22 protein-coding genes, 1 tRNA gene and 1 pseudogene are annotated in these 25937 nt (G+C 49.0%); 16 read left to right on the forward strand and 8 right to left on the reverse strand.

Translation table 11 applies throughout. The annotated features are described in order from the left end of the window. Nucleotides 1-40: 40 nt before the first annotated feature. The 10 genes from thrS (at nucleotide 41) to accD (ending at nucleotide 9713) form a co-directional block, all read left to right on the forward strand. Nucleotides 41-1954: a threonine--tRNA ligase gene (gene thrS / locus ACTHTG_RS03450; protein ID WP_049335607.1), complete on the forward strand. Its 1914-nt coding sequence runs from the start codon at nucleotides 41-43 to the stop codon at nucleotides 1952-1954. A 17-nt stretch (nucleotides 1955-1971) separates the two neighbouring features. Then, nucleotides 1972-2493 carry a translation initiation factor IF-3 gene (gene infC, locus ACTHTG_RS03455; protein WP_079453677.1) on the forward strand — a complete coding sequence of 174 codons (522 nt, stop codon included), beginning with the start codon at nucleotides 1972-1974 and terminating at the stop codon, nucleotides 2491-2493. Nucleotides 2494-2636: 143 nt separating this feature from the next. Continuing rightward, nucleotides 2637-2834, forward strand: coding sequence for a 50S ribosomal protein L35 (rpmI, locus tag ACTHTG_RS03460; protein WP_003675505.1), 198 nt, complete (start codon nucleotides 2637-2639; stop codon nucleotides 2832-2834). Between the two features lie 12 nt (nucleotides 2835-2846). Further along, nucleotides 2847-3206 carry a 50S ribosomal protein L20 gene (gene rplT, locus ACTHTG_RS03465; RefSeq protein WP_003675502.1) on the forward strand — a complete coding sequence of 120 codons (360 nt, stop codon included), beginning with the start codon at nucleotides 2847-2849 and terminating at the stop codon, nucleotides 3204-3206. Nucleotides 3207-3454: 248 nt separating this feature from the next. After that, nucleotides 3455-4444 carry a phenylalanine--tRNA ligase subunit alpha gene (gene pheS, locus ACTHTG_RS03470; protein WP_049335524.1) on the forward strand — a complete coding sequence of 330 codons (990 nt, stop codon included), beginning with the start codon at nucleotides 3455-3457 and terminating at the stop codon, nucleotides 4442-4444. 103 nt (nucleotides 4445-4547) lie between these two features. After that, nucleotides 4548-6911, forward strand: coding sequence for a phenylalanine--tRNA ligase subunit beta (gene pheT / locus ACTHTG_RS03475; RefSeq protein ID WP_049335526.1), 2364 nt, complete (start codon nucleotides 4548-4550; stop codon nucleotides 6909-6911). 114 nt (nucleotides 6912-7025) lie between these two features. Beyond that, on the forward strand, nucleotides 7026-7328 hold the full coding sequence (locus ACTHTG_RS03480) for an integration host factor subunit alpha (protein WP_003680933.1): 303 nt from the start codon (nucleotides 7026-7028) through the stop codon (nucleotides 7326-7328). After that, complete coding sequence (locus ACTHTG_RS03485) at nucleotides 7312-7659, forward strand: hypothetical protein (protein ID WP_004519475.1); 348 nt, start codon at nucleotides 7312-7314, stop codon at nucleotides 7657-7659. Before ACTHTG_RS03480 ends, ACTHTG_RS03485 begins: the two co-directional genes overlap by 17 nt. A gap of 326 nt (nucleotides 7660-7985) precedes the next feature. Then, nucleotides 7986-8771 carry a tryptophan synthase subunit alpha gene (trpA, locus tag ACTHTG_RS03490; protein WP_004519477.1) on the forward strand — a complete coding sequence of 262 codons (786 nt, stop codon included), beginning with the start codon at nucleotides 7986-7988 and terminating at the stop codon, nucleotides 8769-8771. Nucleotides 8772-8846: 75 nt separating this feature from the next. After that, complete coding sequence (gene accD / locus ACTHTG_RS03495; protein ID WP_039862013.1) at nucleotides 8847-9713, forward strand: acetyl-CoA carboxylase, carboxyltransferase subunit beta; 867 nt, start codon at nucleotides 8847-8849, stop codon at nucleotides 9711-9713. Between the two features lie 63 nt (nucleotides 9714-9776). On the opposite strand, the gene ACTHTG_RS03500 is transcribed toward accD, so the two are convergent. The 6 genes from ACTHTG_RS03500 to ACTHTG_RS03525 form a co-directional block, all read right to left on the reverse strand. Continuing rightward, on the reverse strand, nucleotides 9777-10223 hold the full coding sequence (locus ACTHTG_RS03500) for a GatB/YqeY domain-containing protein (RefSeq protein WP_004519479.1): 447 nt from the start codon (nucleotides 10221-10223) through the stop codon (nucleotides 9777-9779). A 102-nt stretch (nucleotides 10224-10325) separates the two neighbouring features. Beyond that, a complete protein-coding gene (rpsU, locus tag ACTHTG_RS03505) occupies nucleotides 10326-10538 on the reverse strand; it encodes a 30S ribosomal protein S21 (protein ID WP_003680926.1) in 213 nt (70 codons plus the stop codon). 277 nt (nucleotides 10539-10815) lie between these two features. After that, a complete protein-coding gene (locus ACTHTG_RS03510) occupies nucleotides 10816-12663 on the reverse strand; it encodes a lytic transglycosylase domain-containing protein (protein ID WP_308538363.1) in 1848 nt (615 codons plus the stop codon). 178 nt (nucleotides 12664-12841) lie between these two features. Beyond that, nucleotides 12842-13309 carry an FxsA family protein gene (locus ACTHTG_RS03515; RefSeq protein ID WP_039862014.1) on the reverse strand — a complete coding sequence of 156 codons (468 nt, stop codon included), beginning with the start codon at nucleotides 13307-13309 and terminating at the stop codon, nucleotides 12842-12844. A 166-nt stretch (nucleotides 13310-13475) separates the two neighbouring features. After that, complete coding sequence (locus ACTHTG_RS03520; protein WP_288971003.1) at nucleotides 13476-14993, reverse strand: polyamine aminopropyltransferase; 1518 nt, start codon at nucleotides 14991-14993, stop codon at nucleotides 13476-13478. 124 nt (nucleotides 14994-15117) lie between these two features. Further along, nucleotides 15118-16191, reverse strand: coding sequence for a porin (locus ACTHTG_RS03525; protein WP_004519484.1), 1074 nt, complete (start codon nucleotides 16189-16191; stop codon nucleotides 15118-15120). Between the two features lie 327 nt (nucleotides 16192-16518). Here ACTHTG_RS03525 and ACTHTG_RS03530 point away from each other — a divergent pair, with 327 nt between their 5' ends. From ACTHTG_RS03530 to ACTHTG_RS03550, 5 genes are all read left to right on the forward strand, one after another. After that, nucleotides 16519-18138 carry an ABC transporter substrate-binding protein gene (locus ACTHTG_RS03530; protein WP_070588355.1) on the forward strand — a complete coding sequence of 540 codons (1620 nt, stop codon included), beginning with the start codon at nucleotides 16519-16521 and terminating at the stop codon, nucleotides 18136-18138. A 75-nt stretch (nucleotides 18139-18213) separates the two neighbouring features. After that, nucleotides 18214-20010 (forward strand): aminopeptidase P family protein, encoded by a 1797-nt coding sequence (locus ACTHTG_RS03535; RefSeq protein ID WP_070588357.1) that lies wholly within the window; start codon nucleotides 18214-18216, stop codon nucleotides 20008-20010. A gap of 231 nt (nucleotides 20011-20241) precedes the next feature. After that, nucleotides 20242-21162: an oligopeptide ABC transporter permease OppB gene (gene oppB, locus ACTHTG_RS03540; protein WP_036472303.1), complete on the forward strand. Its 921-nt coding sequence runs from the start codon at nucleotides 20242-20244 to the stop codon at nucleotides 21160-21162. 72 nt (nucleotides 21163-21234) lie between these two features. Further along, nucleotides 21235-22143 carry an oligopeptide ABC transporter permease OppC gene (gene oppC, locus ACTHTG_RS03545; RefSeq protein ID WP_003683112.1) on the forward strand — a complete coding sequence of 303 codons (909 nt, stop codon included), beginning with the start codon at nucleotides 21235-21237 and terminating at the stop codon, nucleotides 22141-22143. A 24-nt stretch (nucleotides 22144-22167) separates the two neighbouring features. Then, a complete protein-coding gene (locus tag ACTHTG_RS03550) occupies nucleotides 22168-23772 on the forward strand; it encodes an ABC transporter ATP-binding protein (protein WP_308538361.1) in 1605 nt (534 codons plus the stop codon). 79 nt (nucleotides 23773-23851) lie between these two features. On the opposite strand, the gene ACTHTG_RS03555 is transcribed toward ACTHTG_RS03550, so the two are convergent. Further along, on the reverse strand, nucleotides 23852-25129 hold the full coding sequence (locus ACTHTG_RS03555; protein ID WP_049335542.1) for an O-acetylhomoserine aminocarboxypropyltransferase/cysteine synthase family protein: 1278 nt from the start codon (nucleotides 25127-25129) through the stop codon (nucleotides 23852-23854). A gap of 195 nt (nucleotides 25130-25324) precedes the next feature. On the opposite strand from ACTHTG_RS03555, the pseudogene ACTHTG_RS03560 reads away from it, so the two are divergent. Continuing rightward, nucleotides 25325-25535, forward strand: a pseudogene (locus ACTHTG_RS03560) (IS30 family transposase); the annotation flags it as partial. Nucleotides 25536-25778: 243 nt separating this feature from the next. Here ACTHTG_RS03560 and ACTHTG_RS03565 read toward each other — a convergent pair. Further along, nucleotides 25779-25869 (reverse strand) — tRNA-Ser (locus tag ACTHTG_RS03565). Nucleotides 25870-25937: the final 68 nt, after the last annotated feature.

Below are 25937 nucleotides of genomic sequence, written 5' to 3' on the forward strand. Positions count from 1 at the left end.
GGCTTTATGCCGTTATTTTTTAATGTTTTGGAGCTTTCTGATGTTGAACATTACCTTGCCGGACGGTTCGGTCCGCCAATATGAATCACCCGTTACCGTGGCGCAAATTGCAGCGTCTATCGGTGCAGGTCTGGCAAAGGCAACGGTAGCGGGCAAGGTTAACGGTAAATTGGTGGATGCTTGCGATCCGATTACCGAAGATGCCCACGTTCAAATCATTACGCCTAAAGACAAAGAAGGTGTGGAAATTATCCGCCACTCCTGCGCGCACTTGGTCGGTCATGCGGTCAAGCAGCTCTACCCTGATGCCAAAATGGTTATCGGCCCGGTCATTGAAGACGGATTCTATTACGATATCGCAACTGAAAAACCATTTACGCCTGATGATGTGGCCGCCATCGAAGCGCGCATGAAAGAGTTGATTGCACAAGACTATGACGTCATTAAAGTGATGACGCCCCGTGCAGAAACCATCAAAATTTTCCAAGATCGCGGCGAAGAGTACAAATTGCGTCTGATTGAAGACATGCCTGAAGTGGAAGCAATGGGTATGTATCATCATCAGGAATACGTCGATATGTGCCGCGGTCCTCACGTTCCCAATACCCGTTTCTTGAAAAACTTCAAGCTGACCAAACTGGCAGGCGCATACTGGCGCGGCGACAGCAATAATGAAATGTTGCAACGTATTTACGGTACGGCTTGGGCAAGTAAAGACGAATTGAAAGCCTATATCCAACGCATCGAGGAAGCAGAAAAACGCGACCACCGTAAGCTGGGTAAACAATTGGATTTGTTCCACCTGCAAGATGAAGCGCCGGGTATGGTGTTCTGGCATCCTAAAGGCTGGGCTTTGTGGCAGGTGATTGAGCAGCATATGCGCAAAGAGTTGAATGCTGCCGGTTATAAAGAGGTGAAAACGCCTCAGATTATGGATAAAACCTTCTGGGGAAAATCTGGCCACTGGGAAAACTATAAAGACAATATGTTTGTGACCAGTTCGGAAAAACGCGAATACGCGGTTAAGCCGATGAACTGTCCGGGTCATGTACAAATTTTTAATAACGGCCTGCGCTCATATCGCGATTTACCAATGCGTTTGGCTGAGTTTGGTTCTTGCCATCGTAATGAACCAAGCGGTGCGTTACATGGTCTGATGCGTGTTCGCGGTTTTGTGCAAGATGATGCGCATATCTTCTGTACCGAAGATCAAATCGTTGATGAAGCACGCGCATTCAATGAATTGCTGGTTCGCATTTACAAACAATTCGGCTTCCATGATGTTGCCGTGAAGCTGTCACTCCGCCCTGAACAACGTGCAGGTTCTGACGAAGTTTGGGATAAAGCCGAACAAGGTCTGCGTGATGCATTGACCGCTTGCGGCGTAGAGTGGGAAGAGCTGCCTGGCGAAGGCGCATTCTACGGTCCTAAGATTGAGTATCATGTTAAAGATGCTTTGGGTCGTTCTTGGCAGTGTGGTACCCTGCAGTTGGACTTCGTATTGCCGGAGCGTTTGAATGCCGAATATGTAACTGAAAACAACGACCGTGCGCGTCCTGTAATGTTGCACCGTGCTATTTTGGGTTCATTGGAGCGCTTCATCGGTATTCTGATTGAAAACCATGCAGGCTCATTCCCATTGTGGCTTGCGCCGGTTCAAATGGTGATTATGAATATCACCGAGAACCAAACAGATTATTGTCGCGAAGTGGCTGCCAAATTGCAGGCTGCAGGCTTCCGTGTCGAATTGGATTTGCGTAACGAAAAAATCGGTTACAAAATCCGTGACAACAGCCAATACCGTTTCCCTTATCAAATCGTTGTCGGCGATAAAGAGAAACAAGAAAACAAAGTTGCGGTACGCCGCAAAGCAGAAGACTTGGGTTCTTTGAATGTCGATGATTTTATTGCGCAATTGCAGCAAGAAATCACTGACGCCCTCGTCAATCATTAATTTTTATAGGAGTATTCATCATCGCTCAAGAACGCGAAGCACGAATCAATGGTGAAATTACCGCCAAAGAAGTGCGATTAATCAGTGAGTCAGGCGATCAGCTTGGTGTCGTTTCAGTTCGTGAAGCTCTGGCTATGGCCGAAGAGCAAGATGTCGATTTGGTAGAAATTTCCCCGACTGCCAAACCGCCCGTATGCAAACTGATGGATTACGGTAAATACAAATACCAACAAGCCAAGAAGCGCGACGAAGCCAAGAAAAACCAAAAGCAGGTACAAATCAAGGAAATTAAATTCCGTCCGGGTACTGATGAAGGCGACTATCAAATCAAGATGCGCAACATCAACCGCTTCCTTGCCGATGGTGACAAAGTCAAAGTGACATTGCGTTTCCGCGGTCGTGAGATGGCCCACCAACAATTGGGCGCCCAACTGCTTGAACGCGTAAAAGAAGAGTTGGCTGAAGTGGCACAAATCGAGTCCTTCCCTAAAATGGAAGGCCGCCAAATGGTGATGATGATTGCGCCTAAGAAGAAATAAAGCTATAATGCAAGGCTTATTTCGATTGCCGCTCGGAATAAGGTTTAATTAGCGGCAAAAACCGTGGTATTTTGGGTTCCAAGTGTTTGAAATTTTATTTCAAAACCCCTTATACCTTATCTAATAACGAATGGAGTTTTCCAATGCCTAAAATGAAAACCAAGTCTAGCGCGAAAAAACGCTTTAAAGTACTGGGTAACGGTGGTGTAAAACGCGGTCATGCGTTCAAAAGTCACATCCTGACCAAAAAAACCACTAAAACTAAACGTCAATTGCGCGGCACCGCTATGGTGGATTCACGCGATTTGGCTTCTGTTGCTAAAATGTTGCCCTACGCTTAAGGAGTTTAGAATATGCCACGCGTAAAACGCGGTGTTACCGCTCGTGCTCGTCACCAAAAAGTCTTCGCGTTAGCCAAAGGCTACCGCGGTCGTCGTAAAAACGTTTACCGTGTTGCCAAACAAGCGGTAATGAAAGCCGGTCAATACGCATACCGTGACCGTCGCCAACGCAAACGTCAATTCCGTCAACTGTGGATCGTTCGTATCAACGCAGGTGCCCGTGAAAATGGTCTGTCTTACAGCAAATTCATGAACGGCCTGAAACGCGCTGCTATCGAAATCGACCGCAAAGTATTGGCTGATTTGGCTGTATTCGACAAAGCTGCATTTGCACAATTGGTTGAAAAAGCTAAAGCTGCTTTGGCTGCTTAATTCGATAAGATTATTTAAAAAGGAAGCGTATGCTTCCTTTTTTCTTTTCTTAAAGAAATCCTATGTAGTTGATTTTCTTTCTTTAAACTCTATTTTTTTATACTAATTTGCGATAAAATAGGCCTCTCTTATCAAACGGATTGGCCGCAGTAAGACAAAAGGCCGTCTGAACGGGTTTGCAATCAAATCCAACAGACGGCTTTGTTGTTTCAGACGGCCTGCCATCAACAAACAGACGATAAACCACCATGGAAAATGTAAACCGTATCGTTGCAGAAGGTATTGCCGCTATTGAAGCCGCGCAAGACTTCAATGCCTTAGAACAAATTAAAGCACGCTATCTTGGTAAAACCGGCGAATTGACCGGACTTTTGAAAACTTTGGGTCAAATGTCTCCTGAAGAGCGTAAAACCATAGGCGCGCACATCAACGAATGTAAAAATCAGTTTCAGACGGCATTTAATAGCAAACGCGATGCCCTGAATGAAGCCAAGCTGCAAGCTCAATTGGCTGCAGAGGCCTTGGATATTACTTTGCCGGGCCGTGCACAAGAACATGGCGGTTTGCATCCAGTTACTTTGACTTTGCAACGTGTGGTTGAGCTGTTTCACGGTATGGGTTTTGAAGTGGCGGACGGCCCTGAAATCGAAGACGATTTCCATAATTTCCAAGCCTTGAATATTCCTGCAAATCACCCAGCGCGTGCGATGCAAGATACTTTCTATGTTGAAAATGGCGACGTTTTGCGCACACACACTTCGCCTATTCAAATCCGCTATATGCTCGACAAAAAAGAGCCACCTATCCGCATTATTGCTCCCGGCCGCGTTTACCGCGTGGACAGTGATGCCACTCACTCGCCTATGTTCCATCAGGCCGAAGGTTTGTGGGTAGAAGAGGGTGTGACTTTTGCCGACTTGAAAGCAGTGTTCACTGACTTTATCCGTCGCTTCTTTGAACGCGATGACCTGCAAGTACGTTTCCGTCCGTCTTTCTTCCCGTTCACCGAGCCTTCTGCCGAAATCGACATCATGGGCGAAAACGGCAAATGGTTGGAAGTCGGCGGTTGCGGTATGGTACATCCTAACGTGTTGAAAAACGTCGATATCGACCCTGAAAAATATACCGGTTTCGCTTTCGGTATCGGTCTCGACCGCTTTGCCATGTTGCGCTACAACGTCAATGACTTGCGTTTATTCTTCGATAACGATTTGAACTTTTTGAAGCAGTTTAAATAAATTTCAGATGGTCTTTTGATAGTCCGTCTGAAAAGTGAATAGATATTACTGATTTCGTCTGATAAAAATTTGTTTCAGACGGCCTGATAGTAGAGAAAATAATATGCAATTTCCTTATTCATGGCTGAGAACCCAAGCCAATCCTGATCTTTCTGCCGATAAACTGGAACATCTTTTGACCATGGCCGGTTTGGAAGTGGAAGAAATCGATACTGCTGCCCCTGCTTTCAGTGGCGTGGTTGTTGCCGAAGTAAAATCCGTTGAAAAACACCCTGATGCAGACCGTTTGAACGTTACCCAAGTTGATGCCGGTACGGGCGAGTTGGTTCAGATTGTTTGTGGTGCGCCGAATGTCAAGCCGGGCATTAAAGTGCCGTGTTCGTTGCCAGGTGCCGTTTTGCCGGGCAATTTCAAAATTAAGCCGACTAAAATGCGTGGTGTGCCATCAAACGGTATGCTGTGTTCGACCAATGAACTGGGTTTGCCTGATGACGGTGTAGACGGCCTGCACATTCTGCCTGAAGATGCGCCTGTCGGTACCAATATCCGTGAATACTTGGATTTGGACGATACGCTGTTTACATTGAAAATTACGCCTAACCGCGCTGATTGCTTGAGTGTTAAGGGTATTGCGCGTGAGGTTTCTGCGTTGACTCAATGTGCGTTTACGCCTGTTGAAATTCAGACGGCCTCTATCGACAGTGAGAAAAAACAGGCTGTCCGTATTGATACACCGGCCGATTGCGGTCGTTTTATCAGCCGCATTATTGAAAATGTCAATGCGAAAGCGGCTACACCCGATTGGATGAAACAACGTTTGGAACGCAGCGGTATCCGCAGCATTTCCGCATTGGTGGACATTGGCAACTATGTGATGCTGGAAATCGGTCAGCCTATGCATGTTTTCGATGCTGACAAGCTGTCAGGCAGCTTGATTGTCCGCCGTGCTCAAAATGGTGAGACTTTGGCGTGTCTGAATGAGAAGACGGTTACTTTGGCGGACAATACACTGGTGGTCGCTGATGAAAAAGGTGCGTTGAGCTTGGCCGGCTTGATGGGCGGCGAGGCAAGCGCGGTTTCTGATGAGACGCAAAATATTGTGTTGGAAGCTGCTTGGTTTGCCCCGGAGATTATTGCAGGTAAATCCCGTCAATACGGTTTTGGTTCGGATTCTTCTTTCCGTTTTGAGCGTGGTGTGGATTGCCGCTTGCAAGCTGATGCCATTGAGCGTGCTACCGAATTGGTGTTGCAGATTTGTGGTGGCGCAGCCGGTGAAATGGTTGAAGCACAAGGCAAATTGCCCGAGGCAAAACAGGTCGAATTGCGTTTAGGCCGTCTGAAAACGGTATTGGGCGTTGAAGTCCCTGCCGATCAAGTCGAAATTATCTTGCAACACTTGGGTTTGAAGCCTGAGAAAACTGCAGAAGGCTTCCGTGTCACTTCTCCTAGCTTCCGTTTCGACATCGAAATCGAAGCCGATTTGATTGAAGAAATCGGCCGCGTTTACGGTTATGAAAATATTCCCGACGACTATACTTCAGGCCGTCTGAAAATGTTGGCTTTGCCTGAAACCAAACGTCCGCGTTTTGCGGTTTATAATGAAATGGCGGCTCGCGGTTACCGCGAAGTGGTCAGCTATGCGTTTGTGGATGAGCAATGGGAGCAAGACTTTGCTGCCAATACCAATCCTATCCGCCTGCAAAATCCGTTGGCGGCGCAGTATGCCGTCATGCGTTCTACGCTTATCGGCGGTTTGGTGGAAGTTTTGCAAAACAATTTGAACCGCAAGCAAAACCGAGTACGCGTGTTTGAGATTGCCCGCGTGTTCAGCAAAGATTCGGCTGATCAATTTGTTCAAAACGAACGTATCGGCGGTTTGTGGTATGGCTCCGTGCTGCCTGAGCAATGGGGCGAGAAAACACGCAACGTGGATTTCTACGATATGAAAGCTGATGTTGAGAGCCTTTTGAAAAGCAAGGAAGTATCCTTTGTTAAGACCGAACATCCGGCATTGCATCCTGGACGTGCTGCTAATATTGTTTCAGACGGCCGAGTAGTTGGTTTTGTTGGCGAGTTGCATCCGAAATGGCTGCAAAAATATGATTTGCCACAAGCGCCGCTGGTATTTGAAATCGATATGGATGCGGTATTGGGTCGTGAGAAAACCCGTTATCAATCCGTATCCAAGTTCCAACCTGCACGCCGAGATTTGGCATTTGTAATGCCTGAAGCTGTGACGCATGATGATTTGTTAAATGTCCTGAAAGCGGCGGCGAACAAGCTGGTTCAAGAAATCAGTGTGTTTGACGTTTACCGCGGTACGGGCGTGCCTGAAGGCATGAAGAGCGTTGCCGTCAAAATCATTTTGCAAGATATGGAAAACACGTTGACAGATGAGGTCATCGAGCCTTTGGTTGCGAAAATGATTAAAGCGGCAGCCGAAAAAGACGCACAGCTTCGCGCTTAAAATAAGATAAAAGTTGTCGCTAAAAATCACTAATAATATTTGATTTTTTGGTGAGGACTTGATTTTTAAAAGAATTTTGGTAATAATTGCACCAGTTTGAATGAAGGTAAACACATGACACTAACTAAAGCAGAATTGGCTGATATTTTGGTCGACAAAGTCAGCAACGTCACCAAGAATGATGCCAAAGAAATCGTCGAGCTCTTTTTTGAAGAAATCCGCAGCACTTTGGCGCGTGGTGAAGAAATTAAAATTTCCGGTTTCGGCAATTTCCAATTGCGCGACAAACCTCAACGCCCTGGCCGTAACCCTAAAACAGGCGAAGAAGTGCCGATTACCGCACGCCGTGTGGTAACTTTCCATGCCAGCCAAAAACTCAAAGGCATGGTGGAGCATTACTATGACAAACAACAATAATCCGGTTATTCCTGCCAAGCGTTATTTTACGTTGGATGAAATGTGCCAATTGGTGCAAATCAGTCCGGCTCAGTTTGCCCAATGGCAACATGAAAATAATGTTGTGATTGGATACGGTGGCGATCGATATACGCGCTCAGATGTTGTTAAGTTGTTGAAACTGAAAGATACGTTTGAACCGTATATCGATACGTTCAGCCGTGGCGCTTTGGATGCAAACGGCAATCCTGCCGCCAATGCGGAAGAAGTCCGTCATGGTCTGACGCAAATTTTGTCTGATTTGGAGCGTCATCTAGGTTCTGAACAACAAAACCATCATGTTGAGCTGTAATCGATAGGGAAACTCTGATCAAAAGTGCGAAAGCATACAAAGATTTGCATAATTGATTCTAATAAAGGCTGTTTGAATGATTTTCAGACGGCCTTTATTGTTTTATATTGCTTTCAAAATATCAGAATCTTGATTGCAAATGATTCTATGAAATAGCCGTAAATGTTATACTTAGCCTCTTGTTTGCCGATTGGGAAGAAACAGTCATTAGATAATGCGGATAAATGCCGCTTTTTCATGGCAGACTGAGGTTTTTAAAACAAATGTAACGGCAGAATAAACAGGCTGCCGGACAACATTCAAATCGATGAAATGGATAGCAGAAAATGAGCAGAATCCAACAAACTTTCTCAGTGCTCAATGGCGCAAAAGCACTGATTCCTTATATTACAGTGGGTGATCCCAACCTTGAGACAACCTTGGCATTGATGCATAGCCTGGTGGCTAATGGTGCTGATATTTTGGAACTGGGTGTGCCGTTTTCTGACCCGATGGCGGATGGCCCGACTATTCAACGTGCGGCTGAAAGGGCGTTGGCAAATCATGTTTCTTTGCACGACGTATTGGAAACAGTACGCTTGTTCCGTCAAACCAATGATAAAACGCCGGTTGTCTTGATGGGCTATTTGAACCCTGTACATAAAATGGGCTATCAGGCGTTTGCGCAAGCGGCTGCCGACGCGGGCGTGGATGGCGTATTGACTGTGGATTCTCCGGTAGAAACCATTACCCCGCTGCATGACTCATTGAAAGCGCAAGGTATTGATTGTATTTTCCTTATTGCGCCAACAACGACTGAGGAGCGTATTCAAACGATTGCCAAAGTAGCCGGCGGTTTTGTGTATTATGTATCGCTCAAAGGCGTGACCGGTGCGGCAAGTTTGGATACTGAAGAAGTTTCGCGTAAAATAGAGCTTTTGCGCAAATACATCGATATTCCGATTGGTGTCGGCTTCGGCATCAATAATGCGGAGAGTGCGCGTAAGATTGGTGCGGTAGCGGATGCCGTTATTATCGGCAGCCGTATCGTCAAAGAGATTGAAAGCCACGCAGGTAGCGAGGCCGAAGCGGTAGGCGTGTTGGTTAAAGAGTTGAAAGACGCGATTCGCTAATATTTTTTATTCCATTATTTCAGACGGCCTTACATTCAACAGGCCGTCTGAATTCTGAATTCCAAGGAGTCATTCATGAGCTGGCTAGATAAAATTCTTCCTCCGAAAATTAAAAACCGAAGCAGTTCGTCCAGCGTCCCTGAAGGCCTGTGGCACAAATGTCCGTCTTGTTCGGCAACGGTTTACTCAACCGAGTTGAAACAAAACAGCGAAGTCTGCCCAAAATGTAATCATCACAATCCGCTTTCTGCGCGCGAACGTTTGAATCTACTTTTGGATGAAGAAGGCCGTGAAGAGATTGCAGCCAATATTAAACCGACCGACCCGCTGAAATTCAAAGACAGCAAAAAATATCCTGACCGCCTCGCGGCTGCGCGTAAAGCAACCGGCGAAGACGATGCATTGGTTGTTATGAAAGGCACCATGAACGGCCTGCCTGTCGTGGTGGCTGCTTTTGAATTCCGCTTTATTGGCGGCTCTATGGGTTCGGTAGTGGGCGAGCGTTTTGTGCAGGGTGTACGCTGTGCTGTTGCAGATAATTGTTCGTTTATTTGCGTGGCGGCTTCCGGTGGTGCGCGTATGCAGGAAGGGATTAACTCTTTGATGCAGATGACGAAGACCAGCGCGGCTTTGCATTTGCTGACTGAAAAACGTCTGCCGTTTATTTCCGTATTGACTGACCCGACCATGGGCGGCGTGTCTGCCAGCTTTGCCTTCTTGGGTGATGTGGTTTTGGCAGAACCGAATGCGCTGATTGGTTTTGCCGGTCCGCGCGTTATTGAGCAGACTGTACGTGAAACCTTGCCGGAAGGTTTCCAACGTGCAGAATTCTTGTTGGAGAAGGGGGCAATCGACCAAATCGTCGATCGCCGTTCCATGAAAAAACGTATCAGCGATTTGATTACTTTGTTGCGTCATGAAGGTAAAGTAACTGCTGCTTGATTGGCACAATAAGAAAGGCCGTCTGAAAATAATATTTCAGACGGCCTTTTTGATTATTGAGGATTAAGCAGTCAATGCGGTTTTCAAAACCTTGTTGACTTCGCCCATGTCGGCTTTGCCGGCCAGGCGGGTCTTCAATACGCCCATGACTTTGCCCATATCTGCCATACCTGATGCACCGGTTTCTGCAATGACTGCTTCAACGACAGTCTTGATTTCTTCTGCGGACATCATTTGCGGCAGGTAGCGATTGAGGATTTCGATTTCCGCGTTTTCTTTGTCAGCCAAATCTTGACGGCCGGCTTCGGTGTAGATTTTGGCGCTGTCTTTGCGCTGTTTTACCATTTTGGTCAGGATAGAGATGACTTTTGCGTCATCGGCTTCAGTGCGCTCATCTACTTCAAATTGTTTGATGGCGGCATTAATCAGGCGGATGGTGCTTAAAGACACTTGGTCTTTGGCACGCATGGCGGTTTTCATGTCTTCGGTTAATTGTGTTTTTAGGCTCATAATGTGCTCACTTTATATCAATAAAAAGGTGCCGTCTGAAAAACAAAACACACCGCAAAGCTGCCCTTGCGGTGTGTCGTTTATCACAGGGCAGGCCTGTAATTAGTACATTTTAGGAGGCAGTTGTTGGCTGCGCAGACGTTTTTGCAGACGTTTGGCTGCAGCAGCTTTTTTGCGTTTGCGTTCAGTAGTTGGTTTTTCGTACGCTTCACGGGCGCGCAGTTCGGTCAACAGACCGGTTTTTTCTACGGCACGTTTGAAACGACGCATGGCAACTTCAAATGGTTCATTCTCTTTAACACGAATAGCAGGCATTTTATTTCCTTTAAATTTTGTTCAATCAAACCGTTTTAAGAAATAGAGGACGGTTTGTCATAATGGGGGAGTTGTTGTATCGCTGGTTTGCCTAGGGCAGGGCGGGATACGCGCCGTGATGTAAACATCACCTCCTAACAAGTCGGCTTTTGCCGTGCAAGTGACCTTTTCGGTCAGAAACAATCGGGCGATTATCTTATAAACCCGATAGTCTGTCAAGATTGCAGGCCGTCTGAACGTTTGATTCTGTCTCACTTTTCAGACGGCATATCGGGTATTAATAGCGGGCGGGAACCGTACCCATACGTTGTTTCAACGAAGTTTGCGGTTCATTGAACAATGACGCGTAATAAGTCGCGTTGGTCATGACTTTTTTCACGTAGTCGCGGGTTTCGGTGAATGGGATGGTTTCGGCGTAGATGGCGCCTTCCAAAGGCGAAGAAGCCTGCCAGTTGCGGGCGCGGCCTGGGCCGGCATTGTAGCCTGCGGTGGCCATTACTTCGTTATTTTGCAGGCGGCGTTTGGCATCTGCCATGTACCAAGTACCCATGCGGATGTTGCCGTCCATGGTGTAGAGTTCGCTGCTGCTCATGCCGATTTTGCCGGCGATTTCGCGGGCGGTTGCAGGCATGACCTGCATCAGGCCTTGCGCGCCGACGCTGGATTGCGCGCCCATGACAAAGCGGCTCTCTTGACGAATCAAACCGTAAACCCATGCCGGGTCAACGCCTGCCTGTGCGGCATAGCGGACGGTCAGGTCTTTAAATGGAGAGATATAGCGCAATTCGTAGTTGAGTTTGTGGTCGGTACGGTCGGCACTGTTGATTGCCATGTCGTAGAACTGGTTGTCGAAAGCGACTTGTGCGGCAGTCAGCAGGTTGTCTTCGTTGAAGTCGCGGGTGGCAAAACGCCATTCCGCCTGTGCCTGACGGCGCATTTTGGAATCGCCGTTGCTTTGGCTGTTTTTAAACAGAACCAATGCGCGTTTGATGGCACCGTCTTCGCTCATACGGCGGACGTCTCTGGCATCGGCATCGGAAACATTGTTGCGCGTATTGATGCGGCGGCCCAGTTCTTCACCTGCCATTACGGCGTAGAAATTGCGGCCGGAAGCGGCAGCTTTTTCATACATTTCTTTGGCTTGGCTGCTTTTGCCTTGTGCGGCAAAGCTGCGGCCCAGCCAATATTGCCATGTCGGGTCTTTTTGCAGTTTTTCAGGCATATGCTGAATCACGCTTGCCAATTCGTCCCAACGTTGCAGACGCAAAGCGGCGCGTGCGTACCATTCCAATTGTTCGTCGGTCAGTTGTTTGCGGTCGGAAACGCGACCGTAGTAGCTCAAAGCGGTCGGCATATTTTGGCTTTGTGCATGGTAGTGGCCCAATACGCCCCATGCGAAGCTGCGTTGTTCGCGGCTGAGGCCTGATTCCATGTCGGACAGGGTAGCGGCGGCAGAAGCGGATTTGCGTGCATCTTTGCCGATCACGCTCAACAGGCTGTATTCGGTCGCACCTTGCGCGCCACCTTCAAACGGGCTGCCCAATGCGGCGGCGAGATTGCGTGCATCTGTGGTTTGGCTGTTACTCAATAAGCCGCGTACGCGACGCCATGCGTCGTTGGTGTTCAGACGGCCTGAAGCTGCCGCGCTTTCAACCAAGCGGGTACAGCCAGCAGGCAGTTTGCTGGTCACGCGAACCAGCTCGGTGGCTTTGCTGTAATTGCCGCTGCTCAAATCGGCATAACATTGCACTTCTTGTGCGACGCCGGCGGCGTTCAATTTGCTGAATTCTTGACGGAACAAATCCCATTGGCCGCGCGCGCCCAAGGTTTTCAGCCATTCGTTGCGGACGTTTTCAGCCATTGCGCTGTCGCTGGCTTGGGATAAAAATTGTTGTACCCAAGCATCGTCGCCGCGTTTGGCGGCATCGATGGCGCTTTGGTATTGGCTGTAATCGGACAGGACTTTGGACTCGCTGTCGGCGCGGCGTGAAGGAATAGAAGTAGATTTAGGCTGAACGACGGTTTCGGTTTTCGAAGCAGTCGGTGTGTTTTGGGTGGCGCACGCCGATAAAACAGCGGCGGTAATCAAGCTGAGGGAGAGAGGGAAAAGACGTTGAACGTTCATTAGATACCGTGTCGTTTTTAGAATCAAAATAGTTGCTTATTTTAAATGATTTATGCGGAATAACCGAATTACAAACCGATATTTACATTTTCAAAGCCCAGAAATGACTAAGGCCGTCTGAAATATGAAACACTTTTGAGGTATTCCTAGTTCAGACGGCCTTTTATAAAGGAAGTCGTCAATCGGGTTTGTGTTCGATATAGTCTTGCGGTTTGTCGGCTTTGCTGGTGCGCGTAACCGTATATTCGCCTTCGATAATGTCTTCATCCTCTTTGGCGGAGCTGTAAGTCTGACGGCTTTGGAAAGACTGCGTAGAAGAAACGGCCGCGTTGCCTTTAAATGGAATCAGCAAGAGCAGGGCAACGGCGGTTGAAATAAAACCGGGGCTGAGCAGGAAAACCGCGGCGGCAGTATAGCGAATCGGCCACAGCATTTGATAGAGGGAAATGTTTTGGCCGCTGCGGACGGCTGCGCCTGCGAGCAAAAGGCCGGAAATGCCGGTATGGCGCAGCATAAAGATACCGCTGATAAAGCTGACGGCCATCACAAACAGCGTCCAGCCGCCACCTATCCAGTCGGCAACCCATACGATGGACATGATTTCCAAAAAGATTAAAACCAAAAAACCGATTCCAAAATACTGCATAAGAGTTTGTTCCTTCATTCAACGGATAGTGTCGATTGTGTTCTATCTAGATAAAGATAAACCTTATTTTTTCAAGCAAATGCTGTGTGAAAAAGGGTAAACAGGCGATGAGGCCGTCTGAACGGAGATAAAAGAAGACAGATGTTTCAGACGGCCTTTAGATATTTTATCGCATCACATTGTTCCAATCGCTTTCAAAATAACTGACGAGAATTTGGTTGTTCAAATAATTTGCTTCCACCTTGCGCCTTGCCATATCGGGCGGAAAACGGAACATTTCGGCGACAGTCTGGGCATTGAGATAGCGGGTGGGTACGTCGAATTTTTGCGGAATGGGGAAGTTTTGGTCAAACCCTGCCAACACAAATCCCCATTCGCCAAATGAGGGGACGTAGACATGATATGGCGCGGTATTCAACTTGGCCGCTTCGAGGGTGGTAACGACCGACCAGTAGGCATTGGGTGCGAAATAAGGCGAAGTGGATTGCACAACAATCTTGCCATGCGGTTCAAGATGGCGGGCAACGAGGCGGTACATGGGGACGGAGTAGAGTTTGCCCAGCGAGAAATTGGAGGGGTCGGGCAGGTCGATGATGATAACGTCGAATTTTTCAGACGACCCTTCCAGCCATTTGGCGGCATCGTCGTTGACGACGTGCATTTTGGGATGGGACAGCGAGCCTTGGTTGAGTGCGCTCAAGGTGGCGGAGGTTCTAAAAGTGGCGGTCATGTCGGGGTCGAGATCGACCAAAGTAACATTTTTGACCTGCGGATATTTCAAGACTTCGCGTGCCGCCAATCCGTCACCGCCGCCGAGAATCAGGACGCGTTCGGCATTGGGAACCATCTGCATGGCAGGCAGGACGAGTGCTTCATGGTAACGGGCTTCGTCGCGTGAGGAGAATTGCAGGTTGCCGTTGATATAGAGGCGGGTGTCGTCTTTCCAGCGGGTCACGACCAGCCGTTGGTAGGGCGAATGGCTTTGATAGACAACGGGATCGCCGAAATAGCTTTGTTCGGCTTTGAATGAGATGCGGTCGGCGTAGGCGAAGGCGGCGGCGAGGACGGACAAGACAATCAGCGCGCGCAGGCGGATGGCGCGGTAGCGGGGTAGCTCGGCTTTGAATACGCGCGCGGTCAGGTAGGCAACGGCGGCGTTGAGGATGCCGAACAAAAGGGCGGAACGCGCCATGCCGAGTTTGGGTGCGAGGAGGAGCGGGAAGAGCAGGGAAACGGCGAGTGCGCCCAAGTAGTCGAAGGTCAATACTTTGGAAACGAGTTCTTTAAATTCCGCACCTTTTTGGTTTAACACGCGCATGACCAAAGGAATTTCCATGCCGACAACCATGCCGACAATCAGTACAAAAGCGTAGAGCAGGGTGCGGAACGGGGCGGCGGATAAACCGAAGGCCACAAATAATGCCAGTGCGGAAATACCGCCGATGATGCCGACCAGAAGTTCGATTTCGATAAAGCGGTGCAACACGTCTTTATCTTTGATGTATTGGGTCAGGTGGGCACCGATACCCATTGAAAACAGATAAAGCCCGATGACGGAGGAAAACTGCAAAATACTGTCGCCCAAAAGATAGCTTGCGAGCGCGGCGATGATGAGCTCATAAGCGAGGCCGCAGCTGGCGACGATAAAAACGGAGATGATGAGGGTGCGGTGGGCGTTCATGATGACGTTTTTGTTGCTTGAGTGTGGGCAATGTAATGATTTTTAAGGTGGGCTGCAAGTTTAATTATAGGATGTAGAAAAGGCCGTCTGAACAAATTGTTTCAGACGGCCTTTAATCTGTCAGGCATTAATAGCGGTGTTTGAATACCATGCCCACGGCGTAAGAAGATTTTTTCGGCAAATCTTCTTCGTATTTCGGATTGACGTTTTCTTTCAACCAGCCGGCGCCGAGTGTGGCAGTTGTCCGTTTGGAGAAGCTGTAATCGGTGCTGACGGCGACGTGTTTGTAGTCTTCGCCGATAGAGCTTTTACCGTAGGCAAAGCCGATTTGAGGTTTGAAATTGCCGATTTTATATGAACCCGACACCATAAATTCTTTGGTGTTGTTGATTTCTTTGTCTTCGTGTTTTATTTTTATACCATTCTTCTCCTCCTCCCATGGCCCCCAGCAGCTAAAGCCGTCGCAAGTATTTTTGGCGTATTGGAACGCGGCATCGACGGAGATTTTGTCTTTGCTGTATCCGGCCATGAATGCGTGGGCTTGGAAGTCTTTGGTTTCGGTCGGAGAGTCGTTGGGTGCGTATTCGGCAGCGTAGTGCGCGTTAAAGCCGTTGTTGGGGTGGTAGTAGTCCACACCCCAGCCGAAGACCCAGTCACCGTCACGTTTTTTGTCCGGATTCCAGTTGTTGTTATTGCGCGCGGCATTGGAACCGGGGGAAACGTTGAATTTGAATTGGAAGCCGTTTTTCCAAGGCGACTCATAAGCCATGGAAACACGGCGTTGGCCGAAGCGGGAAATTTTGCCGAACTCCAAAATCGGGCTGTTGGTGTCGAACGGGTTCAGATAAATGCTGTTCATGGGCGTACTGATGTAGCCCATTTTGACGGTGCCGAGGTTTTTGTAGCTGTTGAGCGCGACGTATGAGTCGGCAGTACCCCAGCCGCCCCAGCGGTCGGAATCGAAGTAAATAAAGGAGCCAAGTTGCCATTTCAGCCATAAGTCGTTGTTGAGTCGTACTTCATCGGAGAGATAAAGACTGGAACTTTTATCGGAAATGGTTGTAGAGGTTACACTGGTTTTATTGTTGTGTTCGACCTCGGTCATGATGTAGATGGTGCCGCTCATTTTAGGTTCGGCGTGGGCGGCGCTTATGGAAGAGCCTATGAGGGCAGTGGCAATAAAGTAAGATAACTTCTTCATTTGATTCTCCTTTTTATGTCTTTTTCTTGCTTATGGCGAAAGAGTTCGGATAATCTTATTTGACAAATCATAAAAAATCAATACATTTGTAACTTATCGTAGGATAAATTGAAAAATAGTTTTCAGTTACGTATTTTTGTGTTAATTTGCCGACAATCTTAGACGGCTATTATTATTTCGATGGAATATGTGGTTTAAAACACTATTTTCATGGTTTGAAATAGATGATTTAACTATGCTGGAGAACTTCTAAATAAATGTAGTTGAGTGTAGTTTGAATAATTAGGCCGTCTGAAAAAGAAGAATACCCAAAAGAAGGAATGAAATATGGCCGGAAAAACCTATCCGCTGTTGGCTGCATCATTGGCTGCCGTATTCGCATTGTCGGCGTGCAGCCGCGATGTTAAGCCTGCTCCTGAGTTTAAACGTACCGATTATGAGCGCGTGGTGGTCAGCAACGGTGTTGAGCCGGGTACGCTGGATCCTCAAATGAGTGGCGATATGGCGGCCGGTGCGATTATCCGTCAGTTGATGGATGGTTTGGTCGGTACGGATGCCGAAGGTAAAACCATTCCTGCTTTGGCGGAAAAATGGGAGAGCGAGGGCGAGCGTATTTGGACCTTCCATCTGCGTGATGCCAAATGGAGCAATGGCGATCCGATTACCGCCGAAGATTTCGTGTACAGCTTTCGCCGTCTTGCCGATCCAGCCACCGGCGCACCTTTCGGCAGCTATTTGGTCGATGCCCAAGTGGAAAATGCGGAAGATATATTAAACGGCAAAGCCAAGCCTGAGACATTGGGTGTCAAGGCGTTGGACGCAAAAACCCTGCAATTTACGCTGATTGCGCCGGTACCTTATTTCCCCGATATGCTGATTCAGCAATTCACTTTCCCAGTTCATCGCGCCACTGTCGAAAAATACGGCAATAAGTGGACGCAGCCCGGTCATTATGTTTCCAGTGGCGCTTATCTGTTAACGGATTGGAAAGTCAACAGCCACATCAATATGGAACGTAATCCCAATTATTACGATAAAGACAAAGTGGCCATTCCAAAGGCGGTTTTTCTGTCAGGCAGCGGCGAGTACAACCGTTATCGCGCCAATGAAATTGATGTAACTTACGGCATTCCCAGCGATCAGGTCAAAGTGGCGGATATTGAGTTTCCGGGACAAGTGAAACGTACAACTTCCTTGTGCAGCTGGTATTTGGAGCCGAACCACGAAGCGGCGCCGTTTAATGATCCGCGCGTCCGCAAGGCACTTAATATGCTGACGCGCCGCGACATTGTCGTCAAAGTGGGCGGCCGCGGCGATACGCCTGCCTTCCAATTGACACCGCCGCAAATGCAGGGCGTGATTCCTGTTTATCCGGAGTGGAAAGAGTGGACGCCTGAAAAACGCATCGAAACCGCTCGTAAACTGTTGAACGAAGCAGGCTACAACGATGAGCATCCGCTTGAGTTCGATATTTTGTACAGCACCAGCGAAGCGTCTAAAAAACAAATCACTGCCGTGCAGTCGGTGTGGAAGGCCGCCATTCCGTTTATACGTCCGACTTTGTCCAACGAGGAATGGAAAACTTATTTGGATACGCGCGCACAAGGCAATTTCAAGGTTTCGTTCAGCGGCTGGTGTTCCGATTTCAACGATCCGGCAGGCATGCTCAATATCTTGAAATCCAACAATTCAAACAATGCATTCCGCTACAAAAGCGCGGCGTTTGATACATTTATGAACAATACGCTGAAAGATGGTGTCAGCAAGGAAGCGCGCAGCCAGCTTTATGCCGATGCAGAGAAGCAGCTTCAAGAAGACGCTGCACTGATTCCGCTGTATCATCAGGTTGAAGTGCGTATGGTCAAACCCGATATTATCGGCTATTCCGACAAAGACCCTTTGCGGAACTATACGGTCAAGAGCTGGTCGTTCGCACCGAAAAAATAGATTGATGATAGACAGCACAAGCTTTCAGACGGCCTTGATGACAGGGGCCGTCTGAAACAATAGGAGACATAACACATGAAATCTGTACAACAACGTTTGTCCGCTTTACGTGAAGCCATGAAAAAACATGGCGTGGACGCGTTTGTCATTCCTTCCGCCGATCCACACCTTTCCGAATACCTGCCCGAGCATTGGCAGGCACGCCGCGATTTTTCCGGCTTTACCGGTTCGGCCGGCACTTTGGTGGTAACCGCCGATAAAGCAGGCGTGTGGACGGACAGCCGCTATTGGGAACAGGCCGGCCAACAGCTTGCGCCAAACGGCATCGAGCTGCAAAAAATGGGCGTTGATGCGCCTTATACCGAGTGGCTGGCACAAAATCTGCCCGAGGGCGCAGTAGTCGGCGCGCCTGCCGATATGTTCGCACTCAGCGGCGAGCGCGGTTTGAAACAGGCACTTGCCGCCAAAAACATCCGCCTTGAATACCCAGAAACCTTGTTGGACGAAGTGTGGGACGACCGTCCTGCATTGCCGACTCAGGAAATCTACGTTCACCATCCCGATTACGTTTCCGAAACTGCGGCCGAAAAACTGGCCCGTATCCGTGCGGCCATGAAGGAGCAGGGCGCAGATGCGCATTTGGTTTCTTCTTTGGACGACATCGCTTGGATTACCAATCTGCGCGGCGACGATGTGCCGTTCAACCCTGTGTTCTTATCTCATCTGTTTATCAGCCAAGACAAAGCCGTATTGTTTACCGATGCAGGCCGTCTGAAAGCCGAATCTGCCGAAGCTTTGAAAGCGGCAGGTTTTGAAGTGTTGCCTTATGCGCAAGCGGCAGACTATTTGGCTGGCGTTAAGGGCGCATTGCTGATTGATCCGAACAAAACCGCCGTCGGTACTTTGCGCCGCCTGCCTGAAGACGTTCGTTTGATTGAAGCCATCCACCCAAGCACATTCTTCAAATCAGTCAAATCTGATGCCGACATCGCCCATATCCGCAATACCATGGCGGAAGACGGCGCAGCATTGTGCGGCTTCTTTGCCGAGTTTGAACAAATCTTGGCAGACGGCGGCGAATTGAGCGAGTTGGACATCGACGGCATGCTCTACAAACACCGCAGCCAACGTCCCGGCTTTATTTCGCCAAGTTTCGACACCATCGCCGGCTACAATGCCAATGCCGCCTTGCCTCATTACAGCGCGACACCGGAAAACAACAGCAAAATCAAAGGCGACGGTATGCTGCTGATTGACTCCGGCGGCCAATATTGGGGTGGTACGACCGACATCACGCGCGTGGTGCCCGTCGGCAATCCGAGTGCGGCCATGAAGCGCGATTACACTTTGGTGCTGAAAGCTCATATTTCTCTGGCGGAAACCATTTTCCCTGAAAACATCAAAGGCCCGATGATTGATGCCATCTGCCGCAAATCACTCTGGCAGGCGCAATGCGATTACGGTCACGGTACCGGCCATGGCGTGGGCTATTTCCTCAATGTGCATGAAGGCCCGCAAAGCATTGCCGTTGCCGCCGTACCGCAACCGCATCACGCGATGAAGTCAGGCATGCTGACCTCTAACGAGCCGGGTCTTTACCGTCCGGGCAAGTGGGGTATCCGTATCGAAAGTTTGGTAATCAATCGTCCGGTTGAAAACCCTGAGGAAACTGAGTTTGGCAAATTCCTGTATTTTGAAACCGTTACCCTCTGCCCAATCGATACGCGCCTGATTGATACCAAACTGATGACCGGCAGCGAAATCGAATGGCTGAACCAATATCACGCCGAAGTGCGCCGCCGTCTTGAGCCTTTGACAGAAGGCGCGGCCAAAGCATGGCTGATTGAACGCACCGAACCTTTGGCGCGTTAACTTGAAAGGCCGTCTGAAACGGCGGATACAAAGTTTCAGACGGCCTTATAACAATAATTATCTAAAAACTAAAAAACCTTACCCGACTCCGAATAAAAACAATAACCCGGTCGGAATAGAGAGAGAAACCGGCGCGGCGACGTTACAGACGCCTGCTGCCATTCATCCGATTTCCGCTTCAGGTCAGCTTGTTTTCACGAGTCCGGTATGTTCAGACAGGACAGCCTGATTATGTTGAAATTCATCATCAAACGGATATGTGCTTCCATCCCGACCATGCTGGTGTTGATTACCGTATCGTTTTTCCTGATGCGGCTCGCACCGGGCAGCCCGTTCACAGGCGAACGCAATCTGCCGCCTGCGGTCATGGCCAACATCGAAGCCAAATACCACCTCAATGATCCGATGTACCTCCAATATTTCCACTACCTCAAGCAGTTGGCGCAGGGGGATTTGGGGCCGTCGTTCAAATATAAAGATTTCAGCGTTAATGAGTTGCTTGCCCAATCCCTGCCGGTATCGGCAGAACTTGGCTTCTACGCCTTTTTGATTGCCGCCATCTTCGGCATGTTTATCGGTATCATCGCCGCCTTAAAACAAAACAGTTGGCTGGATTATTCGCTGATGAGCGGTGCGATGACCGGTATCGTTGTCCCCAGTTTTGTGATGGCGCCGGTATTGGTGCTGGTGTTTGCCGTCAGACTGCAATGGCTGCCTGCGGGCGGCTGGAACGATGGCGCACTGATGAACCTGATTTTGCCCGTCGTTACTTTGTCCATCGGTTATGTGTCCAGTATCGCGCGGATTACGCGCGGCGCGATGATTGAAGTATTGAACAGCCCCTTTATCCGCACGGCACGCGCCAAAGGCCTGCCCATGAGCCGCATCATCCTGCGCCATGCGCTGCGCCCAGCTATGTTGCCGATTGTTTCTTTCTTAGGCCCGGCATTCGTCGGCATCATCACCGGCTCCATTGTGATTGAAAACGTGTTCGGTATTCCCGGCGTCGGACAATTATTTGTCAACGGCGCGCTCAACCGCGACTACGGCATGATTTTGGGTTTGACGATTTTGGTCGGCATTATGACCATTTTGTTCAACGCCATCCTCGATATTCTGTATGCCATTATTGACCCGAAAATCCGTTATTAATCCCATTTGCGCAAAGGCCGTCTGAAACGTTCAGACGGTCTGAAGAAAGAATAAAAAGCGAGAGAGAACATTATGTTATTTAAAAAGAAGCAGACTCAGGCCCTTGCAGAGGCAGCAGAATACGCCCAAGTACACGGCAAAAGCCTGTGGAGCGATGCATGGCGGCGTTTTAAACAAAACAAAGCGGCGGTGTACAGCATTATCATCCTGTTGCTGATCAGCATTTTTGTGATTGTGGCGCCATGGATTGTCCGCTACACCTACGACTTCACCGACTGGGACAATATGCAGATTCCACCGTCCTTTTCTACCCATCACTATCTGGGTACGGACTTGCTCGGCCGCGATTTGCTGTCGCGTGCGGCAACCGGCGGACGTATTTCCTTGCTGGTCGGTGTGGCCGGCGCATTGGTGGCTGTTGTCATCGGTACGCTTTATGGCGCGATTGCCGGCTTTATCGGCGGTAAGCTCGATTCGCTGATGATGCGCTTTTTGGAAATTTTGAACGCGTTTCCGTTTATGTTTTTCGTCATTCTGCTGACCACATTCTTCGGCCGCAACTTGCTTTTGATTTTTGCCGCCGTGGGTTTGGTGTCTTGGCTGGACGTGGCGCGTATCGTGCGCGGCCAAACCTTGAGCTTGAAGCATAAAGAGTTTGTCGAAGCGGCACGTGTGAGCGGCGTGGCAAAACGTAAAATCGTGACGCGCCACATTATTCCGAATGTTTTGGGCGTGGTGATGGTGTATGCCTCTTTGCTGGTGCCGGGCATGATTATGTTTGAATCCTTCTTGAGCTTCTTGGGCTTGGGCGTGCAAGAGCCGATGACCAGTTGGGGTTCGATGCTGCAAGAAGGCGCAATTTCGATGGAAGCCGCACCTTGGCAGCTGCTCGTGCCAAGTTTCTTCTTGGTAACCACTTTGTTCTGTTTCAACTTTATCGGCGACGGCCTGCGCGATGCGCTTGACCCGAAAGACCGCTAAACCGCAACCAAAAGGATAATCAAAATGACAAAACAGTTACTGGTTGTAGAAAATCTGGACATCGATTTCGAACTGCATGAGAAAACCGTGCATGCCGTTCGTAATGTCAGCTTTAAAGTGGCAGAGGGCGAAACATTGGCTTTGGTCGGCGAATCCGGCTCGGGCAAGTCCGTAACCTCCATGTCCATTATGCGCCTGTTGCCTGAGAAATTTGCCCGTTATGGCAAAGATTCGCGCATTACTTTTGACGGCATTTCCATTTTGGATGCCGATGAGAAAACCCTGCGTGATTTGCGCGGCAACCGCATCAGCGTGATTTTTCAAGAGCCGATGACCTCGCTCAATCCGTTTATGCGTATCGGTGCGCAGCTAATTGAAGCGGCGCGTGTGCACAATAAAAAGCTTGGCAAAAAAGAAGCAGGGCAGAAAGCATTGGAATTGCTGGAGCGTGTGGGCATCAAAGAAGCTGAGCGCCGCATGAAACAATATCCTCACGAGTTTTCCGGCGGTCAGTTGCAACGCATTATGATTGCCATGGCGCTTATTAATGAACCTGACTTGCTGATTGCCGATGAGCCGACCACGGCTTTGGATGTGACCATTCAAGCCGAGATTCTCGATTTGCTCCACGATTTGCAACAGCAAATGGGCATGGCGATTATCTTCATTACCCACGATTTGGGTTTGGCGGAACACTATTCCAAAACCGTCTGCGTCATGCGTAACGGCGAAATTGTCGAGCGCGGCAAAATCAAAGAAGTTTTTGCCCATCCGAAGCACGAATATACCGCCGAACTCATCAATGCCATTCCCAAAGGCATGAAAGAGCCGGAAGAAAACAACGCCGGTGTGTTAATCGATGCCGATAATGTCAATGTTTCTTTCGTATTGAAGCAAAGCTTTTTTGGCAAGCCGCTCAAAACTTTCGACGCCGTCAAAGGCATCAGCCTCAAAATAAAAGAAGGGGAAACATTGGGCGTTGTCGGCGAGTCCGGTTCCGGAAAATCCACGCTGGGCAAAGCCGTCATGCAGATGCTGCCTTATACCGGCCATATCTTCTTTGAAGGCAAAGACCTGAAAAACTATACAGCCGAGGAAGCATGCCGTCTGAAATCGCAACGGCAAATTGTGTTCCAAGATCCGTTCGGTTCGCTTTCCCCACGCCTTACAGTTGGTGAAATTATTGGTGAAGGTTTGACGGTTCATCATCCTGAGATGACTAAAAAAGAACGTATCCAGCGCGTTTTGGAAGTCATGAAGGAAGTGTCCCTGCCGCTTGACGCGCTCAACCGTTATCCGCATGAATTCTCCGGCGGCCAGCGTCAGCGTATAGCTATTGCACGCGCCGTTATCCTGCGCCCGAAATTCATTCTTTTGGACGAGCCGACTTCTGCACTTGACCGTTCCGTACAATCCAAAGTAGTCGAGCTTTTGCGCGATTTGCAAAAGAAATACGGCCTGACTTATATGTTCATCAGTCATGATTTGTCTGTCGTGCGCGCCGTTAGCGATAATGTGATCGTGATGAAGCAGGGCGAAATGGTTGAGTACGGCAGCGCGGATCAGATTTTCCACCATCCGCAAAACGATTACACCAAACGTTTGATTAACGCCGCATTTGATTTGTAGAAAAGGAAAAGGCCGTCTGAAAAGAAATTTTCAGACGGCCTTTTTAAGCGGAGGCTTTTTTCATCTAATGAGCGATTGCTTATGCCTGTACGGCATCCAATGCCTGCGCCAAGTCGGCAAGCAAATCGTCGATATGCTCGATACCCACGCTCAGGCGTACCATGTCGGGGCTGACGCCTGCTGCGGCGAGTTCTGCATCGTCAAGCTGACGGTGGGTCGTTGTGGCAGGATGGGTAGCCAGCGATTTGGCATCGCCGATATTCACCAAACGCAGGAAGAGTTGCAGTGCGTCAATGAATTTCGCGCCGGCTTCACGACCGCCTTTAATACCAAAACTCAGCAAACCTGAGGCTTTTCCGCCGTAGTCGCGGTCAATCAAAGCTTTATACGGACTGTCAGGCAGTGCAGGATAGTTCACCCATTCGACCCGCGGATGTTTCTTTAAGAATTCGGCTACTTTTAGGGCGTTTTCGCAATGACGTTCCATACGCAGGGCGAGGGTTTCCAAACCTTGAAGCAGTAAAAATGCGCTGTGCGGAGACAGGGCGGCACCGGTATTACGCAATGGGACGACACGGGCACGGGCGATATAGGCTGCCGCACCAAAATGTTCGCAGTAGTTTACGCCGTGGTAAGACGGATCAGGCTGATTGAAGGTTTTTTCAAAACGCGGATTGCCTGCCCATTGGAATTTGCCGCCGTCGATAATGGCACCGCCAATCGTTGTGCCGTGGCCGCCGATGTATTTTGTCAGAGATTGGATAACAATGTCGGCTCCGTGTTCTATCGGGCGGAACAATGTAGGCGTAGCAACGGTGTTGTCCACCATTAGTGGTAGCCCTTGAGCGTGCGCGGCTTGGGCGAATGCTGGAATATCAACGACATTGATGGCAGGATTGCCGATAGATTCGCAATACACCAGTTTGGTGCGGCTGTCGGTATTGGCGGCGATTTCTTCGGGTTTGGCCGGATCGATAAAGCGTACTTCTATGCCTTGGCGCGGCAGGCTGTGAGCAAAGAAATTGTATGTGCCGCCGTAGAGGGTTTTGGTTGCAATGATGTTGTCGCCTGCTTCAGCCAAGGTTTGAACGGCATAGGTAATTGCCGCCATACCGCTGGCGACAGCCAATGCGGCGATACCGCCTTCCAAACGGGCAACGCGTTCTTCCAAAACGGCAGTGGTCGGATTCATCATACGGGTGTAGATATTGCCCGCTACATCAAGGTTGAACAAGTCTGCGCCGTGTTGCGTGTTGTCGAAAGTGTAGGAAGTGGTTTGGTAAATGGGGACAGCAGCGGATTTGGTAGTTGGTTCGGATTGATAGCCTGCATGCAGGGCAATGGTTTCCCGTTTCATTTAAATATCCTTGTAGCGATTAAATAATGATAAATAGAGGCCAGCAGATTCGGATTTGAAGGGCAAACTTTCCATAACGGAAAAGTTCGGTATGTAGCAGCATACAGCCTTTCCTATAAGAAAGATTACCCTGAGCGACACTCAACTGACCCAAGAAGAACGATATCACATTCAAGACCTGTCCTACCACCACACCATCATCGAATGACACCCCATCATAATGCCGTTTACCGCGACCTTCTCCAAGATAAAAGCAACGGCAGTACTCTTTGGCAACAGCTCAGAATATGCAGCAAACCCTACCGCAAATGATACGGCAGCACACGGCTCTGAGGCAAAATGCACGATCGCGTCGGCATAGGAAAAGCCCCACATGGTTGAGCAAAAATTCCGCATTGGTGATGGGTAGGCAGATACCATTGACGGCAAAGATTAGAAAAGCGGAGACCTTGGCAAAAATCCCTCAAATTCCTAAATGTCTGGGTAGGACTTTAGGGATTTGGGGGAGTTTTAAAGGTTTTAGGCCGTCTGAAACTGCGTTATAGAAAGTTTCAGACGGCCCTTGGGTATTCTTTGGATTTGAAAATAAAAAAAGACTTGAATCATCAAGTCTCGCATTTCATTTTTACTGGATAAAAAATATCAAGAATGGCGGAAGCGGTGAGATTCGAACTCACGGAGGGCTATCAACCCTCGACGGTTTTCAAGACCGTTGCATTAAACCGCTCTGCCACGCTTCCGTTCTTGAAGCCGTAATACTAATGGAACTTACGGCCTTTGCCAAGAGGTATTTTAGAAAAAATATCTA

This window comes from Neisseria sp. P0017.S009 (genome assembly GCF_051957375.1).
Classification (GTDB): domain Bacteria; phylum Pseudomonadota; class Gammaproteobacteria; order Burkholderiales; family Neisseriaceae; genus Neisseria; species Neisseria perflava.

Coding starts and splice junctions, on each gene's coding strand:
- ACTHTG_RS03485 (WP_004519475.1), top strand. CDS start 7,312: ATGACAAACAACAATAATCCGGTTATTCCTGCCAAGCGTTATTTTACG.
- ACTHTG_RS03500 (WP_004519479.1), bottom strand. CDS start 10,223: ATGAGCCTAAAAACACAATTAACCGAAGACATGAAAACCGCCATGCGT.
- pheS (WP_049335524.1), top strand. CDS start 3,455: ATGGAAAATGTAAACCGTATCGTTGCAGAAGGTATTGCCGCTATTGAA.
- ACTHTG_RS03510 (WP_308538363.1), bottom strand. CDS start 12,663: ATGAACGTTCAACGTCTTTTCCCTCTCTCCCTCAGCTTGATTACCGCC.
- rpsU (WP_003680926.1), bottom strand. CDS start 10,538: ATGCCTGCTATTCGTGTTAAAGAGAATGAACCATTTGAAGTTGCCATG.
- oppB (WP_036472303.1), top strand. CDS start 20,242: ATGTTGAAATTCATCATCAAACGGATATGTGCTTCCATCCCGACCATG.
- ACTHTG_RS03515 (WP_039862014.1), bottom strand. CDS start 13,309: ATGCAGTATTTTGGAATCGGTTTTTTGGTTTTAATCTTTTTGGAAATC.
- ACTHTG_RS03480 (WP_003680933.1), top strand. CDS start 7,026: ATGACACTAACTAAAGCAGAATTGGCTGATATTTTGGTCGACAAAGTC.
- accD (WP_039862013.1), top strand. CDS start 8,847: ATGAGCTGGCTAGATAAAATTCTTCCTCCGAAAATTAAAAACCGAAGC.
- oppC (WP_003683112.1), top strand. CDS start 21,235: ATGTTATTTAAAAAGAAGCAGACTCAGGCCCTTGCAGAGGCAGCAGAA.
- trpA (WP_004519477.1), top strand. CDS start 7,986: ATGAGCAGAATCCAACAAACTTTCTCAGTGCTCAATGGCGCAAAAGCA.
- ACTHTG_RS03555 (WP_049335542.1), bottom strand. CDS start 25,129: ATGAAACGGGAAACCATTGCCCTGCATGCAGGCTATCAATCCGAACCA.
- ACTHTG_RS03535 (WP_070588357.1), top strand. CDS start 18,214: ATGAAATCTGTACAACAACGTTTGTCCGCTTTACGTGAAGCCATGAAA.
- thrS (WP_049335607.1), top strand. CDS start 41: ATGTTGAACATTACCTTGCCGGACGGTTCGGTCCGCCAATATGAATCA.
- pheT (WP_049335526.1), top strand. CDS start 4,548: ATGCAATTTCCTTATTCATGGCTGAGAACCCAAGCCAATCCTGATCTT.
- ACTHTG_RS03525 (WP_004519484.1), bottom strand. CDS start 16,191: ATGAAGAAGTTATCTTACTTTATTGCCACTGCCCTCATAGGCTCTTCC.
- rpmI (WP_003675505.1), top strand. CDS start 2,637: ATGCCTAAAATGAAAACCAAGTCTAGCGCGAAAAAACGCTTTAAAGTA.
- ACTHTG_RS03530 (WP_070588355.1), top strand. CDS start 16,519: ATGGCCGGAAAAACCTATCCGCTGTTGGCTGCATCATTGGCTGCCGTA.
- ACTHTG_RS03550 (WP_308538361.1), top strand. CDS start 22,168: ATGACAAAACAGTTACTGGTTGTAGAAAATCTGGACATCGATTTCGAA.
- rplT (WP_003675502.1), top strand. CDS start 2,847: ATGCCACGCGTAAAACGCGGTGTTACCGCTCGTGCTCGTCACCAAAAA.